This is a genomic window from Haloquadratum walsbyi J07HQW2, assembly GCF_000415985.1.
In the GTDB taxonomy this organism is placed as follows: Archaea; Halobacteriota; Halobacteria; order Halobacteriales; family Haloferacaceae; genus Haloquadratum; species Haloquadratum walsbyi_B.
On the sequence record NZ_KE356561.1, the window covers coordinates 2,847,089 to 2,865,175 of the forward strand.

Annotated in this window: 14 protein-coding genes, 1 tRNA gene and 2 pseudogenes; 10 read left to right on the forward strand and 7 right to left on the reverse strand. The window is 47.7% G+C overall.

Going from position 1 to position 18,087, the window contains the following annotated elements:
- Nucleotides 1-552 (reverse strand): glycosyltransferase (locus J07HQW2_RS13435; protein ID WP_021056109.1); only part of this gene is annotated, 552 nt, incomplete at its 3' end.
- 338 nt (nucleotides 553-890) lie between these two features.
- Here J07HQW2_RS13435 and J07HQW2_RS13440 point away from each other — a divergent pair.
- Nucleotides 891-1,376, forward strand: coding sequence for a redoxin domain-containing protein (locus tag J07HQW2_RS13440; RefSeq protein ID WP_021056110.1), 486 nt, complete (start codon nucleotides 891-893; stop codon nucleotides 1,374-1,376).
- Between the two features lie 299 nt (nucleotides 1,377-1,675).
- Here the strand turns inward: J07HQW2_RS13440 and J07HQW2_RS13445 are convergent.
- The 3 genes and pseudogenes from J07HQW2_RS13445 to J07HQW2_RS13455 all read right to left on the reverse strand — a co-directional run bounded on the left by J07HQW2_RS13445 (nucleotide 1,676) and on the right by J07HQW2_RS13455 (nucleotide 4,092).
- Nucleotides 1,676-1,748: transfer RNA gene (locus J07HQW2_RS13445), tRNA-Thr, on the reverse strand.
- A gap of 46 nt (nucleotides 1,749-1,794) precedes the next feature.
- A pseudogene (locus J07HQW2_RS13450) lies at nucleotides 1,795-2,783 on the reverse strand (class I SAM-dependent methyltransferase).
- A gap of 199 nt (nucleotides 2,784-2,982) precedes the next feature.
- Nucleotides 2,983-4,092, reverse strand: a complete 1,110-nt coding sequence (locus J07HQW2_RS13455; protein WP_021056114.1) for a transcription initiation factor IIB — start codon at nucleotides 4,090-4,092, stop codon at nucleotides 2,983-2,985.
- A 527-nt stretch (nucleotides 4,093-4,619) separates the two neighbouring features.
- Here J07HQW2_RS13455 and J07HQW2_RS13460 point away from each other — a divergent pair.
- Nucleotides 4,620-5,243 (forward strand): DUF2238 domain-containing protein, encoded by a 624-nt coding sequence (locus J07HQW2_RS13460; RefSeq protein WP_021056115.1) that lies wholly within the window; start codon nucleotides 4,620-4,622, stop codon nucleotides 5,241-5,243.
- A gap of 28 nt (nucleotides 5,244-5,271) precedes the next feature.
- Here the strand turns inward: J07HQW2_RS13460 and J07HQW2_RS13465 are convergent.
- The 3 genes and pseudogenes from J07HQW2_RS13465 to ribH all read right to left on the reverse strand — a co-directional run bounded on the left by J07HQW2_RS13465 (nucleotide 5,272) and on the right by ribH (nucleotide 9,129).
- Nucleotides 5,272-7,312 (reverse strand): annotated as a pseudogene (locus tag J07HQW2_RS13465) (DEAD/DEAH box helicase).
- 195 nt (nucleotides 7,313-7,507) lie between these two features.
- Nucleotides 7,508-8,656: a pyridoxal phosphate-dependent aminotransferase gene (locus J07HQW2_RS13470; protein ID WP_021056118.1), complete on the reverse strand. Its 1,149-nt coding sequence runs from the start codon at nucleotides 8,654-8,656 to the stop codon at nucleotides 7,508-7,510.
- Nucleotides 8,653-9,129, reverse strand: a complete 477-nt coding sequence (gene ribH / locus J07HQW2_RS13475) for a 6,7-dimethyl-8-ribityllumazine synthase (RefSeq protein ID WP_394324648.1) — start codon at nucleotides 9,127-9,129, stop codon at nucleotides 8,653-8,655. The genes J07HQW2_RS13470 and ribH overlap by 4 nt, the downstream gene beginning before the upstream one ends.
- A gap of 191 nt (nucleotides 9,130-9,320) precedes the next feature.
- Between ribH and J07HQW2_RS13480 the strand changes: the two genes are divergently transcribed.
- From J07HQW2_RS13480 to J07HQW2_RS13515, 8 genes are all read left to right on the forward strand, one after another.
- Nucleotides 9,321-11,249 (forward strand): flippase activity-associated protein Agl23, encoded by a 1,929-nt coding sequence (locus J07HQW2_RS13480; protein WP_021056120.1) that lies wholly within the window; start codon nucleotides 9,321-9,323, stop codon nucleotides 11,247-11,249.
- Nucleotides 11,250-11,314: 65 nt separating this feature from the next.
- Complete coding sequence (locus tag J07HQW2_RS13485) at nucleotides 11,315-12,514, forward strand: 5-(carboxyamino)imidazole ribonucleotide synthase (RefSeq protein WP_021056121.1); 1,200 nt, start codon at nucleotides 11,315-11,317, stop codon at nucleotides 12,512-12,514.
- Nucleotides 12,515-12,524: 10 nt separating this feature from the next.
- Nucleotides 12,525-13,178: a 5-(carboxyamino)imidazole ribonucleotide mutase gene (purE, locus tag J07HQW2_RS13490; protein ID WP_021056122.1), complete on the forward strand. Its 654-nt coding sequence runs from the start codon at nucleotides 12,525-12,527 to the stop codon at nucleotides 13,176-13,178.
- A 425-nt stretch (nucleotides 13,179-13,603) separates the two neighbouring features.
- Nucleotides 13,604-14,017: an NADH-quinone oxidoreductase subunit A gene (locus J07HQW2_RS13495; protein WP_021056123.1), complete on the forward strand. Its 414-nt coding sequence runs from the start codon at nucleotides 13,604-13,606 to the stop codon at nucleotides 14,015-14,017.
- Nucleotides 14,014-14,718: an NADH-quinone oxidoreductase subunit B gene (locus J07HQW2_RS13500; protein ID WP_021056124.1), complete on the forward strand. Its 705-nt coding sequence runs from the start codon at nucleotides 14,014-14,016 to the stop codon at nucleotides 14,716-14,718. Before J07HQW2_RS13495 ends, J07HQW2_RS13500 begins: the two co-directional genes overlap by 4 nt.
- Nucleotides 14,715-16,394 (forward strand): NADH-quinone oxidoreductase subunit D, encoded by a 1,680-nt coding sequence (locus J07HQW2_RS13505; RefSeq protein ID WP_021056125.1) that lies wholly within the window; start codon nucleotides 14,715-14,717, stop codon nucleotides 16,392-16,394. Before J07HQW2_RS13500 ends, J07HQW2_RS13505 begins: the two co-directional genes overlap by 4 nt.
- Nucleotides 16,394-17,455: a complex I subunit 1/NuoH family protein gene (locus J07HQW2_RS13510; RefSeq protein ID WP_021056126.1), complete on the forward strand. Its 1,062-nt coding sequence runs from the start codon at nucleotides 16,394-16,396 to the stop codon at nucleotides 17,453-17,455. The genes J07HQW2_RS13505 and J07HQW2_RS13510 overlap by 1 nt, the downstream gene beginning before the upstream one ends.
- On the forward strand, nucleotides 17,452-17,913 hold the full coding sequence (locus J07HQW2_RS13515) for a NuoI/complex I 23 kDa subunit family protein (RefSeq protein WP_021056127.1): 462 nt from the start codon (nucleotides 17,452-17,454) through the stop codon (nucleotides 17,911-17,913). Before J07HQW2_RS13510 ends, J07HQW2_RS13515 begins: the two co-directional genes overlap by 4 nt.
- Nucleotides 17,914-18,087: the final 174 nt, after the last annotated feature.

Consider the following 18,087-nt stretch of genomic DNA (forward strand, 5'->3'; position numbering starts at 1 on the left):
GCGTTCTGTGAGCAAGTAATCATCACTCAAAACTTCTCTAAGTTCCTTAACAAACTGCGACACTGGAACTGTCAGCTCTGATCGCGTGAACACCACGCCTCCGCCCCAAGCGATGTCATCGGCATTGCCCAACTGTAGGTAGAACATGAGTGTGAATAGGGCTCCATACCAGGGTTCGAACAATCGCCACCACCCACGACCGGTGAAGAATGGAATTGCCGTTGCCGGTCCGTGTGTTTCGCCAGCAGCGACCAGTCGGTCAAGCCAATCCATACTCCGCTCAAAGTCGTCATCAGTCCAGACGAATCGATTGTGGCTGGCTTCAGTCATTCCATGTGCAAGCGCATTCGCTTTTCCCGAACACCCCTCTGGCTCCCCAGCAATCAGAATTTGCACTCCGTCCGGTGGCTCATGACTAGCGACTGGGTCTTGTTTGGTGTCACAAATAATGAATAATTCGTCATCCGGCGCTAACTGCGCAGCCATCTGGTCACAGGCTGTGTTCCACTCGACTGTCGGCAGCAGCACACTCACTGGGTCACGATCAGTCATCAAATTATACTATTTGCCTCACTGGCGCTACTTCAATGGTAACTACATCGAACGGAAGCGGTCGGGTTATCTACACTATACAGAGCCGGCTCGCCGGTCTGATAAATGAGATTTATCGACCAGTCGATTAGTGCGCTAGCTTAACAGATAGCTATTCGAATATACTCTTAAGAGTGATCCAATCGTTCTCGGAAGTTACCTCTTATACTGGCTATGACAATGTTGACGATGCTCAATGCGTTTTGAAAGATCTTAGAACCCGAGATGTATACTCACTGTAACTAGAGACATGTGTATATATTTGTGTGGTTTTTATTTCCTGGACACAGAGATTAGTTATGTTAACAGAGGGAGATTCTGCCCCGGAGTTCACTCTACCGATCGCTCACGATGATAGTAAAGTCGGGTCGTTCACGCTTTCGAACCATCTTGAAGAGCCACCTCTCGTGCTTGCGTTCTTTCCGGGTGTGTTCACAACCACCTGTTCCCACGAGATGAAGACGTTCCAGGCGCGACTATCAGCCTTCAAGAATGCTGGAGCGACTATCTTCGGTATCAGTGTCGACTCCCCCTTTGCACAGAACGCCTTCCGTGAACGATTAGGTTTGGAGTATGGTCTCCTCAGCGATGCCAACCGTGAGATCATTGAGAAGTATGGTGTCTCGATGAATTGGGAGAAATACGGAATAAACGCGGTCGCCAAGCGTGCTGTTTTTATCATAGATGGCGATGGCAAAGTCAGTTATTCGTGGGTTGTCGACGACACGAAAACGAAACCTGACTACGACGAAATCGTGGCGACGGTCGAAGCCATTACAGCCTAACTGCCTTCCACGACATTTCTGCCGGATTCATCCCCGCCTCAAGGACGGAGGCTGGGGCCTTGTCCTTTATTTCAGTAACTATCTGGTTTGGTTTCTTGATCTTTTGGAGTCAATGTAGTGTAATCGAGTAAGCACTCGCCACACTGCGAGGCAAGGTAATGAGTCTCTTCGCTATCGGTTAGCATATATGTGCATGCTCAAGGACATCACCAGTATCTTGGCTAAACGTCTCACGCTAAAATACGCCATTGAGTATCATTTGAGTGGTGAAATAGAAAGATAAAATAAAACGTTCGGTAAGCCGGTGGAGGGATTTGAACCCTCGGCCTATTCCTTACGAAGGAATCGCTCTCCCAGCTGAGCTACACCGGCATTGCTCATGTATGTATATTCCAGTAATGTTCAAAACATTTCCGAATCAGCGTCTCTGTAATCGCACATCAAGACAGATGTTGTACTCATGAGGTGCATATGACCGGACTTCATGCCGTGTCTCAACGGACACGGTGTACGTTTGCTCTGCAGCCGATCGAATTGCATTAATCCCAGGCTCAAATAGTGTATCCTCGTGTTGAATATCATAATAATGAATCACACAGTCATCACCAGCGAGTCTCACAGCCGTCTGTAAAAATTCATCAGCACTGTGAGGAAGATTCATTATTAATCGATCAGCCCAGTCTGTGTAGGAATCAGATAATGCTTTGACGTCCCCAGAAGCGACAGTAAGATTATCTACGACGTCATTTTGTTCGGCATTTATTAACAAATACTCAACAGCAGATTCATTCAATTCAGCAGCAACAACATCTGCACCATGAGCAGCCATTGGAACTGCAAATGGTCCGACTCCGGCGAACATATCAATTACACGTTCATTAGAATCACTCTGTGTAACCACACGATGACGCTCAGTCGCAAGTCGTGGTGAAAAATACATCGAGTCGACATCCAATTTGAACGTGTGTCCATACTCTCGATGACATGCTTCTGTTTGCTCTCCAACGAGGACGTCCCAATCACGGGTTCGATATGGTCCATGTACCTTTGAGGCTCGATTTAGGACAGTCTTAACAGGAATGTCAGATTCGACATCGCATCAGCAACCGCACGTGCTTTCTGATCGTCAGCTTCATCAATGATAATAATCTCACCGAGCCGTTGATATGAGGGATCAAATCCAAGTTTATCAGCAGGGGTTGTTGGTGTATCACGAGTCGTTACCCCGTGTGTCACAACATTGAATTGATCAGATACAGCCGATGGATCGGTAACAGGTATATACAGATAATTGTCTGTTGTATCAATCTCATGAATGGTGTCGATAAGCCCTCGTTCAGCAAGTGTTGTCCGCGTTTGCTCACCTGCGGTCGTCGGGACACGAACACAAGGGATGTCATCAGACATTGAAGTGACTATCTATCTCAGTTTGATTTAGGTATTCCGAGATTAGCTGACACGTGCCACCAGATAGGGGTAATCCATCAGCAATCACATCAGCAAGTAATTTACCCACAATCACAGGGTAAGTGTGGACCTGTATGATAGAGCGATAACATACAAGATCATTTCACGACCGCAGAAAAGCGTATATTAGATAGAGAAGTTATGCACTTGCTGCGTCAGCGCCGGATTTGTTGGATCGGTTATCCCATGCTTCGAGCAGTTCTTGATATCGGTTTCGAATGGTGACTTCTGAGATATCCGTTACTTCACTCACATCAGCCTGTGTGAGTTCATCATTCGTCAACTGTGCAGAAGCATACAAAGCTGCTGCAGCGAGTCCAACTGGGGATTTCCCTGAGTGCACATTTTGACGTTTGGCGCTTTCCAGTAGTTCTCGGGCTGTCCGTTCGGTCTCTTTCGGAACCTCAAGATCAGAGGCAAACCGAGGGACGTATTCAGCCGGGTCAGCCGGTTGAATCTCTAATGAGAGTTCACGGACAATGTATCGATATGCTCGCTCAAACTCATCCTCATCAACTCGAGAGACGCGAGCGACTTCATCGATACTCCGCGGCACTTGTGCCATCCGTGCTGCAGCGTGTAATGCAGCTGTGGAAATTCCTTCGATAGAACGACCAGGCAGGAGATCCTCATCAAGCGCTCGACGGTAAATCACAGATGCGGTCTCACGAACGCTCTCTGGAAGACCAAGTGCAGATGCCATCCGGTCAATCTCGCCAAGTGCTTGTTTGAGGTTCCGCTCTTTTGAGTCACGAGTCCGGAACCGTTCATTCCATGTTCGAAGTCGTTGCATCTTCTGCCGCTGTGTTGACGACAGAGAGTTCCCATATGCGTCTTTATCTTGCCAGCCGATATTTGTCGAAAGCCCCTTATCATGCATCAACTTCGTCGTTGGGGCACCGACACGAGATTTCTGGTCTCGTTCGGCACTATCGAACGCACGCCACTCTGGTCCACGATCGATTGAGTCTTCATCAACAACGAGTCCACAATCTGCACAGACTGTCTCACCACGCTCATCATCGGTAATGAGATCTGTCGACTCACACTCTGGACAGTGAACTGTTTCTTCAACCTCTGAAGACTCATCGGCAGTTTCTTTTCTTGTCGATTCCTCTGATTCAGCAGTTTTCGAGTTATTCCGCGTACCTCGGCGTTCAGATGTCGTACTATGATCTCGCCAGGTACGACCATCGCTTTGCTCATCTTCCTCAGTCTCGCGCGTGCGCGCGTGAAGGGAGTCACTCATGTTAGTTATTGAAGAGTGCGACGAGAACGTCCGTCGCCTCGTTCTATCATATAGTAAATTGGTATAAGACAAAAAAGTGTCGGCTGTGTGCAAAAGTCATACAAAAGTGGGGGCTCTAAAGTAGAAATTTACCATCGACGGTTAGTCACTATCAACCCTTCTGTCCATTCTTACAGATTTACGGTTTTATGAGTATAGACGCACGTTATCCTCATATTAGCAGTTATTAATTATCTGAAGAAGACTCTAGCATCTCCTCAATTACAGATATGAGCGACGCACAGCCGGTTCTTTTACCGATAACAGTATCTTGTGAAGAGAGTGATTTATTCATAGGTCTCTCTGTCATAGGATCATAATTTGTTTATTATTTTTGTTATTTTTGTGTTAGCACGACAATATTTCAACATATTCTATTATTGCCTCGACTGAGTCTGCGCTCTCTGTGGCTGCTGTCTTATATATAGCTGTTCGCGTCGATATACTAACAAGAAGACACTTACCAGCATGCTATCGAGGCTTATTCAATGGTTGGCCTTCAATCACAACACTTCTCTTCGCGAGCCATTGTTGGAATCGGGTCATTTTTGCTTACACTCATCGCACTACAGATTACCCGTCAGACATCTGGATACCCAGCACGTACTCCTGTTCGTTTGTGGCCACGTCTTCTGATCACTCAGCTCAGACGTGATATCAATGAGAATAATACACTTCGATATGGCTGGGCAATTACTGCATTATGCTCGATTAGTGTTTCAGGGTTGCACTTTGGCGGGCTTTACTTTGATATCTACACTGCTGTGTCATGGTGGGATATTCTCACGCACTCATTGAGTGGATTTGGTGTCGCAGCAGTTCTAGGACTTACATTTCAATCATCAATCAGATCAACCACATATTGGGTTATTCCTGCCGTATTCGCATTTGGAACCGGATTTGAGGTATATGAATTCTTATTTAAGACGTTCTGGTATAATTGGACTCTTCGATTTTATCTACTTGATACTGTCATTGATCTTATCGTTAACACTACCGGCGCGATAGCATTCGTAGTTGGTGTTCATATTCTGAGAGAAGTCAATATTCTACCAGACTCAGCGGATGATAATCCAATGACCGCTAAGTTATCCTCACGCCGCAATCGCTGATATCCTCTGAATTGAATTATTTGTTCCGTCACAATTGCATATGCCCTTTCGCGAATATATCGATATTAACACCGAGTGTCTCCGTGAGTGCATCGGCAGCCCCAAGCAGCCATCGCGCTCGCTCGACGTGTGACTCAACATCCCCAGGACCGACGCGGTATGTCTCAACAATTTCATCAATTGTCACTCCATTGCTCCATGCAGTAAGTATCCGTGCGAGCTTAATTGTACAGAGCCATGATTCAAAATCATCAATTTCGCCCATGTCCCTCACAAATGAGTCCATGTTGCTCGTTGCAAATCGATATAGATCAGCTCGTTCACTATTCCCAAGATATGTATCATGCATATCAGGCGTCCCACATACGATTTCAAGCGCAGTTAACACCGCAGTACGCTCTACCGGCAGCGTCGCAATCGATTGAATCCCATCAACGAGTTCTGCGCCTGTCGTTGGTCGAATGTACTGCTGTGAGACAGTCTGACCAACTGATGTCGCAGCAAGTGCTGTGTCGGATGTATCTGCCGTGAGCAGTCCCATGTCAATCAGTTCAGTCACAACATCATCAACGACAGCGGTGAGATCTGCTGTGGATGATTGATGTGCGAAAAACGTCGAATCTAATACATCAAGGATTTGATCATTTGAGTCAGCGAATCCAGCAACGATCAATGCAAGAACATGTGTTCTGAGTGCGTCACGAGCTGTAAGCTGTGATTCAATGGATTCAGGACCCGCATCAATATATTGACGCCATCTTGATCCTGTTCGGATATCTCTGTCATCATTTACAGATACTTGTGTACTACTTGAATCAGTGTTATTGACTATATCACCAATCAGGACTGCCTCTCCATACGGGTCAAGATGCGGTCGACCAGCCCGACCACACATCTGATGTACCTCAAGAGCAGGTAGCCGTGCCATCTTCTCTCCTGTATATCGTTTTAAATCTCGAACGACAACACGCCGCGCTGGAACATTCACGCCCGCAGCAAGCGTTGGTGTTGCACAGATCACGCGAAGGTCGCGGTTACGAAACGCCGACTCGATACGGATTCGATGATCACTTCGAAGTCCAGCATGGTGAAATGCAACGCCGGCAATCACCGTGTCTGCGAGCTGTCGCCCAGTCGGTGTAGTTCCAATATCGCGTATGTCCTCAGCAAGCTCGGTATTTGATCCAAATCCTACAGCAGCTAACTGCTCGGCGAGTGACGCTGCTTCCCGACGTGACCGAACGAACGCAAGACACTGTCCACCCGATTCAACCGCATCGGATACAAGCGCAATCGTAGCCTCTGTGTCTGTGTCTGTGTCTGTGTCTGTGATCAGTATCAGTATCAGTTCCATCATCCACCGTTTCAATTTCAGGGGTAGCAGTACGATTACTATCGGCTGCTATCGACAACCGGTTTCCATCATCAAAGACAACCCTCTCGTCAACTGCATCATAAACACCTGTTCGGAGCGAGACTGGTCGCCAAGTTGAAGAAACAAGCTCTGCATCCAACCATGACGCGACTTCCTCTGGATTATCAATTGTTGCTGAAAGTGCAACAACTTGCACACCAGGTGCTCGTCGCTGGATTGTCGCAAGCGTTATCTCAAGCGTTGGACCTCGATTTGCACTTCCGAGTAAGTGTACTTCATCAACAACAACGCAAGCTAATTTATCGACCCATGAGGCGCCGTTTCGAATTGCAGAATCAACCTTTTCAGCTGTCGCAACAACGACATCAGCAGTCTCTAAATCGTCTTCAGCCGTGTCGAAATCTCCTGTCGAAATGGCGGCTTCGATACCAGGAAGTGCGGTGAATGCCTCATATTTCTCCCTCGCAAGGGCTCTAAGCGGAACAATATATAATGCAGGTCCATCGGCTGTCAACATCGCTAGTTGCGCAATAAGCGTTTTTCCAGCGGCAGTTGGAATAGCGACAATGACGTTTTCACCATCAACAACGCCGGCTTCCACCGCTGCTTCCTGTGGAGGATACAACTGTGTGATACCCGCATCGTAATAATGTTCGCGAATAGCTGCGGACACCGGCAATTCCTTGATGTCCAATGACACACCATTATTCAGACCTACGTGCACAAAAGCACGAGGCGTATCTATTTCAGGTCAGTCCGACTGTCTGCGGTCATCCTGGATCAAAGACTCGAATATCCTTCTACAATAATAAAACTCACAAATAAAGTTGTGTCTATTATATGTTACAACCCAGATTCTTATTATGAGATTAGATTAGATTAGATTGAATTAGATATATTCATATTCTGCAAGCCGGCTGACAGCTTCACGAAGTCGGGTCTCACTTGCAGCATATGAAATACGTGCATGCCCTGGAGAACCGAATGCCGACCCGGGAACAGTCGCGACATGTGCATCTTCAATCGCACCACTGCACCAGGCTTGATCATCATTATCAACAGGCAACATCATGTAGAATGCGCCATCACCGATTGGTACATCAACACCGTGTGAACTGAATAGCTCTGCGAGCATATCACGTCGTTCGTGGAATGCATCACACATCTCACCAACAGCATCATCAGTATTTTCAATTGCTTCAACACCAGCCCGCTGGACGAAATTCACCGCACACGACACAGAGTGAGAATGCAACTTGGCAGCCTGATCAATCAATGCGCTGGGTGCATGAACATATCCAAGTCGCCATCCAGTCATTGAGTACGCCTTTGAAAATCCATTAATCGTTATTGTCCGGTCACCCATTCCTGAAATCGATGCAAGACTTGTCTGTTCGACTCCATATGTTATTTTATCATATATCTCATCAGAAACAACGGTAATATCATACTCAACCGCTAGATCACGGACACCTTCAAGCGCAGCATCGGTGTACACTGCACCTGTTGGATTTGACGGCGAATTAATTACGAGCAACTCAGTCTCTTTTGAGACGGCTGCTTCAAGATCATCAAGTCCTGGCTCAAGTTGGAAAGAGTACGGTGCGAGATCAACCCGTGTCAATGATCCTCCAGCGAGTCGTGACATCGCTTCATATGAAACCCAAGCGGGATCAAGTAGCACAACCTCATCACCATCATCAATTAGTGTCTGGAATGCTTCATATAATGCTTGCTTGCCACCAGGCGTTACGATGATTTCCTCATCGATAGCATCGATTCCATCTTTCCGCAGTCGTGCAGCAATCGCCTCTCGAAGCTCGGGAACTCCATTTGATGGGGTGTATCCTGTGTGACCGGCATCCATTGCATCCTTTCCGGCTTCGACAATGTTCTGTGGCGTTGGGAAATCGGGTTCACCAACAGAGAGGTCAACAACATCAACGCCATTTGCCTCTAGCTCGCTTGCTTTGTTACTAATTGCCAACGTTGCACTCGGCTCAACCCGTTCAACACGGGATGCGAAGTCGAAATTCATGCCAACACCTCTATCATATCGATGGCTGCGTTTACCGCTTCCGCACCTTTCCCGACACGCTCGCGTGCTTCCGCACCGCTCTGTCCCGGACCGGAGACACCAAATGTGACCGGAGTATCCCGCTCAAGGCTGATATCGGTCAATTTCTGTGCGACTGCATCACCAATAACTTGATCATGATTAGTATCGCCGGTAACGATAGCGCCGAGAACAACAACAGCATCGATATCTTCACGACGGGCTAATCGATCTGCAGCAAGTGGCGTATCATAAACGCCTGGGACCGGGAGCGTTATACTGACTATTGCATCTCTGTCAGCCGCAGTCTCCTGTGCTGCTGTCTCCATTTCCGTCGTAACTGAGCGGTTGAAATCGGCAACAATGAGTCCTAGATTGACCGTCTCTGTTATTTGACTCTCGATATCTGACTCAGCACGTAATTTCTCTCTGGAGTCATTTTCATTTTTATCCATAGTCTGTTCTTGTTGCTTCTCTTTTGACGAATTCACATCCTCGTGGGTAGCGGTATCTGTCTCCATATCGGTCGAGGTGTGTTCATTCATTGTTATATTGGTTAATATCATACCAGTTCAAATTAGCTATCGGTCTTTTCTGTTGAATTCAAACACAAGAATGTTAATCTCGTGGCTACGATAGCCGCTCAATGAATTCAGATGAGGTCCCAGAGGGGGCTGAATCGCTTCCAGCCGGTGAAGAGTCACAACGACGCACGACCATTGGGTCTCGAGTGTCCACCCTCCCGGTTATTGATGCGATACGTGCACAGCGCACACTTGTGGGTGTTGTTACCGCTACTGTGTTTGCGCTTGTGTTACGTCTTAATGCGCTCGGTGGTCGTGTCTTCCACTGGGATGAAGGTCGCGTCGGTTACTGGATCCTTCGATATCACGAGACTGGAATCCATACGTATCGACCGATAGTCCATGGTCCATTTATTCCGATTGTTGATCGCTGGTTGTTCGAAATTGCCCCAATTACTGATGCGACTGCCCGTCTTCCGATCGCTGTTATCGGGGGACTGTTACCGCTTGCAGCACTGTTATTTCGTGAGCATCTTCGAGATATTGAAATCATATCACTCGCGACTTTGCTGGCAATTAATCCGCTGGTTGTCTATTACTCTCGGTTCATGCGCAATGATGTTCTGGTTGCCACATTCGCATTTATCGCGCTTGGAGCTGTCATTCGCGGACTTGACACAGGTCACCTTCGATATAGCTTTGCCGCAGCCGTGGCGCTGGCTCTTGCGTTCACAACAAAGGAGAATGCACTTCTCTATCCAGTGTGCTACATTGGTGCTGCTGTTGTTGTGGTTGACTGGCGTCTCACACGGGCAGTAGCACGTGAAGAATCACACACACACATTCTTTCAGAATGGAAAACCCGGATTTATGTAGCGCTCACCGGACATGGAACAACACCGGGAATGTCACTTGCCCGCATTGGTTGCACATTTATTGGGTCACTCGTGCTGTTTATCGCTATCTTTACATTTTTCTATGCTCCACGTCCAGACCTTTGGCAAGCAATTGCTAACCCAACTCAACTACCAGACACAATAACAGCAGGAACTATCGGCGCAGCAGAGAAATTCATTGATCTGTGGGCAACAGGGGGGCGACAAGATCATGCGTATTTACCATACTTCCATGATCTTGTTGAGACTCTTGTATACGGTGCCCCAGCGCTTCTCTCATTTGGTCTCCTTGGTATCATCACAAATCGATATGGTGTAATCACCGACCGTCGTCGACCACTGATCACATTTGCCACATACTGGGCAGTTGCATCCCTTCTTGGATATCCACTTGCGACTGATATTCAGGCACCATGGGTTACTATCCATATTATTGTCCCACTTGCAATTCCTGCGGCTGTCGGTCTCTCATTTGTCATTGAATCGGCTCACGATGCACTAATGAGGATTAATACTGACACTGTAACCGCTGGATTGGCGATTCTTATAATTCTTGCAGCTGCTGGCGGCGTTGCAGGTGCAAATGCAACGTATTTCAACAGTGCATCCGCGGATGATAAACAGGTACTTCAGTGGGCTCAGCCGGAGAATGATCTTAAATCATCGATGTTGACTACCGGAGCTATCGCAGCGAGTAATGCGGGAACTGATGTCCTCTTCGTCGGGACGACTCCACCAAGTGCAAGTAATACTGATTTCTATGTCGATAATGAATCCTCAGTTGCAACGGCACCACCCGGTGGTCCTGCATGGCACAGTCGACTGCCACTCCCCTGGTATCTCGAACGCACTAATGCGACAATTACGAGTACCGATCCTGACACTGAATTGGAAACGGCACTTTCAGACCCCCCGCCAGTCGTCATCAGCAAAGGTCATGACCGAGATGCGGTCTCAGCTACACTACAAGGGTACACAGCCTCTGAGCACAACTTCCGACTTTGGGGCGAGACCGTTGTGATATTTATTCATGATGAAACACGTGCATCAGTTATTGAATCGCCTCAAAAGTCATCATCTTCAGTCTCATCCCCGTCAGAATCGCCTGTCTCATCAACGCACAACTACCCGGTATCGATCGATACCGAGACATAGATGTGATCTATTTGGACTTTCGCTGAAACTCAAGTTTTATTCGGACTGATTGGGTACCGACGGTCGTGTCAGTCACTCTTCCTGGACCAACGCTTGGTGTTGTCGGCGGAGGGCAACTTGGTCGAATGCTCGCTGAGGCTGCTGCTCCGCTTGGTGTCGAAGTAATTGTCCTTGATCCAACACCAGATTGCCCTGCTGCTCCTGTTGTTCGCGATCAGATTGTTGGTGAATTTGATGATCCAGACGCTGTCTCTGAACTTGCTGGTCGTGTTGATGCAATTACATTTGAGATTGAACTTGCAGATGCTGATCTTCTTTCAGACGTTACATCGACATTCGATGTGACGGTCAATCCAGCACCCTCAACATTAGCGATGATCGAGGACAAACTCATTCAAAAACGAACTCTCGATAACGCTGGTATTCCCGTTCCATCGTTTCGAGCGGTCGATACGGTTTCTGAGCTCAAAACAGCACTTGACATATTTGATGCTGTAATGCTAAAGGCTCGAACCGGGGGTTATGATGGTCGGGGGAATGTGCCAGTTACCGACCCCGCGAATGCTGCAGATGCACTTGCGTCAGTCGGTGGTTCAGCTATGGCTGAGAGGTTGATTGATTTCACGCGAGAACTCTCTGTAATTGCTGTCAAAGGAACCGAAACCACACGGACATTTCCACCAGGAGAGAACATACATGAAGCAGAGATTCTTCGTGAAACTATTATTCCCGCTCGTACCAGCGAAGATGCACGTGACCGCGCAGATGCAGTCGCCCGTGATGTTCTCGAGACATTAGATGGTCGCGGAGTCTTCGGTATCGAGATGTTCGAGACCGCTGATGGGAATATTCTCGTCAATGAGATTGCCCCTCGACCACACAACTCTGGACACTGGACAATCGAAGGTGCTCACAGTTCACAGTTTGAACAACATGTCCGTGCCGTGTTGGGCTGGCCGCTCGGGTCAACAACACGCCGATCACCGACTGTTATGACAAATATTCTCGGGACAGTCGACACCCCATGTCCGGCAATGCTTACTGGTATTGAATCAGTTCTTGCAGATGAACATACCTCGATGCACTGGTATGGAAAGGATGAGGTTCGCCCACTTCGTAAGATGGGGCACCTGACGCTTACTGATGATACGGCTGAGGCACACGATTCATCAGCAGAACCAGACCCATCATCGATTCAATCATTAATTGAGAGAGCACGTCGCTGTCGAGAAGCAGTAGCGTTTATTGAAACACCGCTTGAGTAATTACAATACGATGCCGGCACATACTCCAGAGACTCCGACGGTACAGGCACTTCTTGACCGACTTCACAGCCAAGCTGATGCTGATATTACTTCAACAGAAACACCTGACATCGGGATTATTATGGGATCTGATTCGGATCTAGACATCATGTCGGGTGCCCATGAGGCGCTTGAACAACTTGGGTTTGATGAACAGACTGAGTTCATGACTTCCCCGGACGCCCGATTCACGTATGAAACGTATGTTGTCTCTGCACACCGGACACCACAAGTACTGTATGCCTACGGCGAAACAGCAGCTGACCGTGGAATTGATGTAATTATCGCCGGTGCCGGTGGAAAGTCTGCTGACCTTCCGAATATGACCGCCTCGATCGCATATCCAATTCCCGTTATCGGTGTTCCTGTTCAGGAGAAATCGGTTGACTCGGTCATTGGAATGCCAACAGGTGCACCAATCGTTGCTGTTGATGCTGGAAAATCACATAATGCGGCGCTTTCGGCTGTGCAGATTCTCTCTCGTGAGCAGGACGCGCTCAAAACACGACTTGAGAATTACCATACAGAGCTCATTACCGATGTTGCAGCAGATTCATTTCGAGTACATGATATCGGAGTCACATCACGCGCTGACAGTGATGAATCGAGTGCATCACACGAGTGAATTCATAACTATTGGTATTTGTCTGGTGAGTATATGTATTCTCACGAGCCATATGAACCTCACATGAACTAACACAGTATAGTAGAGCAACCCAGTGAACTGCTCGGGGTCAAGCCCCGTGGCATTCGCCGTGTCAACTCGTAAATCTGTAATTATCTTGCTTGTTACTGCATACTGTCAGTGTGGAATAGTCACTCACGTCTCCTAAACAGAGAATGAAAGAATGAAATCTATTTCTCCAGATTCATCATATAAGCGGTATTTTTGTCTCAAATAGATCATTTGCGCCTACGCTTCACATATGAGTGTTCTGGGGTAGATGCATCAACAGTATGGAGATAATCCACCCGTGACGACATCAAGCGGTAATAAATCAATGCTTATACAGGGGCGTCGCTAATGAGAGACTGTTAGGAGAATACGGAATGAGTGAATGGATCGCAGTCGGTGCACTCGGACTTGTCGCTGTTGGTATCCCGCTAGGGATGATGGCTGTATCAGCGATTCTTCGTCCGACTGTTCCCGAACAAGGAAAAAGCGCCACGTATGAGAGCGGCGAGATTCCGACTGGGTCAGCACGTGTCCAGTTTAATATCCAATACTACATGACCGCGTTGCTGTTTCTTGTATTCGATGTTGAAACCGTACTCATACTTCCATGGACCGTTATTTATCGGCCCGCATTAGAAGCCGGCGCAGATCTTACCACGGTGTTGCTACCGATGCTTGTGTTCATTAGTATCCTCATCGTCGGATTGGTCTGGGCATGGCGAAACGGCGCTGTTAAATGGATCAAAAGTCCGCTCGCAACCCGTCAAAAAACAGAACGAGATACATGAGCAGCGAACAAAATAACGCATTCGTCACAAACGACACCCAAGTACAGACCGATACTCGAGACGCCCGAATATCAGGCACTGATGAACGATTCAATTCGAAACTTCGCGAGGCATTCGGCTCTTCGCCGTTTATTCTCACGAAGTTTGACCAGTTTATGAACTGGGTCCGTGGGTCATCGATGTTCATGCTTCAGTTCGGTATTGCATGCTGTAGTATCGAGATGATGCATACTTATGCGGTCAAACACGATCTTGATCGCTTCGGCGCTGGTGTTCCACGGGCATCACCACGTCAAGCTGATGTCATCATTGTCCCCGGCACAATCGTCTCCAAGTTTGCCCCTCGTATGAAACGCGTGTATGACCAGATGCCTGAACCAAAATTCGTTGTTGGTATGGGCTCATGCACAGTCTCGGGTGGTCCGTTCCAAGAGGGATACAACGTTATCAAGGGCGCTGAAGAAGTCATCCCTGTTGATATCCACATTCCTGGATGTCCTCCTCGTCCGGAAGCACTTGTCTATGGAATCGCAAAGCTCCAAGAACGGATTGCTAACGGCGAATCTGCACCGGTGACAGTCAAGCCGTATGAACTTCAGCAGTTTGATGACCTCTCACAGGACGAGATTGTCTCACAACTGGCTGATGATATCGATGAAGACGATCTTGTGATGCGATATGACTGGGCTGATTCTTCATGAGTCTTGAAGAACCCGAACCAACCCAGAGCGTTGAGAAAGCGGCTGAACAACTACCAACAACAGGTGATGAGATTGAATCACTCCTCAGCGATGTTGTTATCGGCCGAGATGACCATCTGAACGCACCAGGGATGGTTATTCGTCCGGATGATGTTCAAAAAACACTACGCCGACTCCGGAATAAGGCTGGATTTGATCATCTCTCCTGTGTGACTGCTGAGGAGCGTGTTGACCGATATGAATCGATTTATCATCTCACAAGTTATGATGAACGCACTCGTGAGGTGAGCGTCGTTGTTCCAACCACAAAAGACGACCCCGTCAGTGAATCAGCTGCGCCCGTTTTCCGAACCGCAGACTGGCATGAGCGCGAGGCATATGACCTCGTTGGAATCAATTATGACGATCATCCAGATCTTCGTCGAATTCTCCTTCCACAAACGTGGCAAGGGCATCCACTTTCGAACAACTATGACCAGGATCGACCACAGATAGTCACCCTGAATGAATGGGAGAATCCTCTTGCAGAGGACCACCGAGAAGAGGAAGGTGACACAATGTATGTCAACATCGGTCCACATCATCCAGCCACACACGGAGTTCTTCACGTCAAAACCGTGCTTGATGGCGAACAGATAGCAGATATTGATCCTGATATTGGCTATCTTCATCGATGCGAAGAGCAGGTTTGTGAGGCGAAAACATATCGCCATCAGATCATGCCGTATCCGGATCGCTGGGATTACGCCTCATCTGGGCTGCTTAATGAGTGGGCATACGCACGCGCTGCCGAGGATCTCAATGATCTTGAGGTACCAGAGTACGCACAAGTTATCCGGACAATGGGCTCTGAGATCTGTCGTATCGCCTCACATATGCTCGCAGTCGGGACCTTTGCACTAGACGTGTATGGGGACTTCACTGCAATTTTCATGTATGCTATGCGTGATCGAGAGAAAGCGCAAAATATCCTTGAAGACCTCACCGGTCAGCGGATGATGTTCAACTACTTCCGACTTGGTGGCGTTGTTTGGGATCTACCAGAGCCTCGTGATGAGTTCTTCGAGACGATTCGTGACTTTCTTGAGGATCTTCCAACAGCGCTTGAGGAGTATCATGATCTGATCTCCTCAAATGAAATCCTTCAGGTGCGGACAATTGACACTGGTGTGCTTCCACCTGAGGAGGCAAAATCCTACGGTGCAACAGGACCAGTGGCCCGTGGGTCTGGGATCGATTATGACATTCGTCGCGATGATCCATATGGGTACTACGACCAACTCGATTGGGACGTCGTAACTGAGGATGGTTGTGATAACTTCAGCCGACTTCTTGTCCGACTTCGTGAGGTCGAGGAATCTGCAAAAATTATCGAACAGTGTGTTGATATCCTCGAGGGATGGCCTGAGGACGAGCGCACGATACAGTCAAACGTTCCACGAACACTCCGCCCTGATGATGATGCTGAAATCTATCGTGCTGTTGAAGGCGCAAAAGGTGAACTCGGTATCTACATCCGTGGCGATGGCACTGAGGAACCAGGGAGATTCAAAATTCGGAGTCCGTGCTTTTCAAATCTACAGACACTTCCAGAGATGTCCAACGGTGAATACATCCCAGATATGATTGCTTCTCTTGGAAGTCTCGATATTGTTCTTGGTGAGGTGGACCGCTGATGTCGGTGATACTGCAGTCGAAAACGCTGCTTCCTGAGACGATTGCAGATCTACTCGGTCTCTCAGGAACTATCGGGGCGATTGTTGGTGGAATGATTGGTGCATTTGTGATTGCCAACCTGCTGTTAGTTCAAACAGCTGTCGCAGGACCATGGGCTAAGCGAAAGATCACAGCCGCATTCACCAATCGTATTGCAGTCAATCGTATCGGTCCATTTGGCTTACTTGTCATTGTTGCCGATGCTGTCCGATTATTATCAAAGGAACTTGTCGTTCCGGAGGGTGTTGACCGTCCAGCATGGGACCTTGGACCACTTATCATCCCGTTTTCGGCGCTGCTTGGGTTTGCGGTAATCCCGATGGGAAATGGTATCCAGTTGGCTGATCCCGAGACTGGAATTGTGTTTGCATTTGCAGCGGCTTCGATTGCATCACTCGGACTTATTATGATGGGATATAGTTCGAATAATAAATTTTCACTACTCGGTGGACTCCGTGCAATCGCATCGAATATTGCCTATGAGATCCCCCTTGTGATTACAGGGGCATCGGTCATTTTATTCACTGGGACGCTCCAAACGAGTGCAATTGTTGCACAACAGAGTGAACCGCTCATTTCAATTGCTGGTGTGATAATACCACAGTGGTTTGCATTCGTCAACCCGTTTGCGTTTGTACTGTTTGTGATTGCAAATCTTGCAGAAGTGGGTCGAAACCCATTCGATATTCCTGAGGCACCAACAGAAATTGTTGCCGGATATCAAACTGAATACTCATCGGTATACTTTGTACTGATTTATCTTGGTGAGTTTATTCATATCTTCCTTGGTGGCGCCATCGTAGCAACGCTGTTCCTCGGTGGTCCTGCCGGTCCAATTCTTCCGGGATTCATTTGGTTTATTATCAAGATCTGGTCATTTTATCTCTTCACACAGTGGGTTCGGTCAGCGATCCCCCGACTCCGTGTTGATCAGTTTCTTGATGTCGGTTGGAAGGGGATGCTTGTCCTCTCGTTCGCAAATCTGGCACTCACGGCCATTATCGTGGGAGTGATAGCATGATTGGATTGCTCAAATCAATGGCGACAACGATGAAGCATGCATTGGACGGACAGACATTCACAGTCGAATATCCTGACGTCGCTCCAGAAGTCAGTCCTCGTTTCCGCGGGGTACATAAATTCAGCCAAGAGCGCTGTATCTGGTGTCGACAATGTGAGAAGGTCTGTCCGAATGACACAATTCAGATTGTTCAAGATGACAAACGAAATGGTGAGCAGTATAATCTTCACATCGGACAATGTATTTATTGTCGATTATGTGAGGAGGTTTGTCCTGTTGATGCAATTTTGTTAACGCAGAATTTTGAATTTACTGCTGATACGAAAGATGAGTTTGTCTATAACATGGAACAACTGAAGAATGTGCCGTGGTACAAAGATATTGATCCGCTCAATTCCCGCGAACCAGACCGCGGTGGATGGATCGACGAAGGAGCCGGTGAAGTTGATTATCAATAATCGGTATCTCTGATCTATTGTAGCTGTCTATGTCTTATTCCTGCTCGTTTAATTTTCTCTCCGCATAAGCTATGACGCTTCTTTTCAAACTGTGAGTTGAACTGAACGTATAGATACGGTCAAGTCCACGTTTTAGCCATTCTCACCGGTAAGCAGTAACGTTTGAGTGAATCT

Coding starts and splice junctions, on each gene's coding strand:
- J07HQW2_RS13440 (WP_021056110.1), top strand. CDS start 891: ATGTTAACAGAGGGAGATTCTGCCCCGGAGTTCACTCTACCGATCGCT.
- J07HQW2_RS13455 (WP_021056114.1), bottom strand. CDS start 4,092: ATGAGTGACTCCCTTCACGCGCGCACGCGCGAGACTGAGGAAGATGAG.
- J07HQW2_RS13460 (WP_021056115.1), top strand. CDS start 4,620: ATGGTTGGCCTTCAATCACAACACTTCTCTTCGCGAGCCATTGTTGGA.
- J07HQW2_RS13470 (WP_021056118.1), bottom strand. CDS start 8,656: ATGAATTTCGACTTCGCATCCCGTGTTGAACGGGTTGAGCCGAGTGCA.
- ribH (WP_394324648.1), bottom strand. CDS start 9,129: ATGGATAAAAATGAAAATGACTCCAGAGAGAAATTACGTGCTGAGTCA.
- J07HQW2_RS13480 (WP_021056120.1), top strand. CDS start 9,321: ATGAATTCAGATGAGGTCCCAGAGGGGGCTGAATCGCTTCCAGCCGGT.
- purE (WP_021056122.1), top strand. CDS start 12,525: ATGCCGGCACATACTCCAGAGACTCCGACGGTACAGGCACTTCTTGAC.
- J07HQW2_RS13495 (WP_021056123.1), top strand. CDS start 13,604: ATGAGTGAATGGATCGCAGTCGGTGCACTCGGACTTGTCGCTGTTGGT.
- J07HQW2_RS13500 (WP_021056124.1), top strand. CDS start 14,014: ATGAGCAGCGAACAAAATAACGCATTCGTCACAAACGACACCCAAGTA.
- J07HQW2_RS13505 (WP_021056125.1), top strand. CDS start 14,715: ATGAGTCTTGAAGAACCCGAACCAACCCAGAGCGTTGAGAAAGCGGCT.
- J07HQW2_RS13510 (WP_021056126.1), top strand. CDS start 16,394: ATGTCGGTGATACTGCAGTCGAAAACGCTGCTTCCTGAGACGATTGCA.
- J07HQW2_RS13515 (WP_021056127.1), top strand. CDS start 17,452: ATGATTGGATTGCTCAAATCAATGGCGACAACGATGAAGCATGCATTG.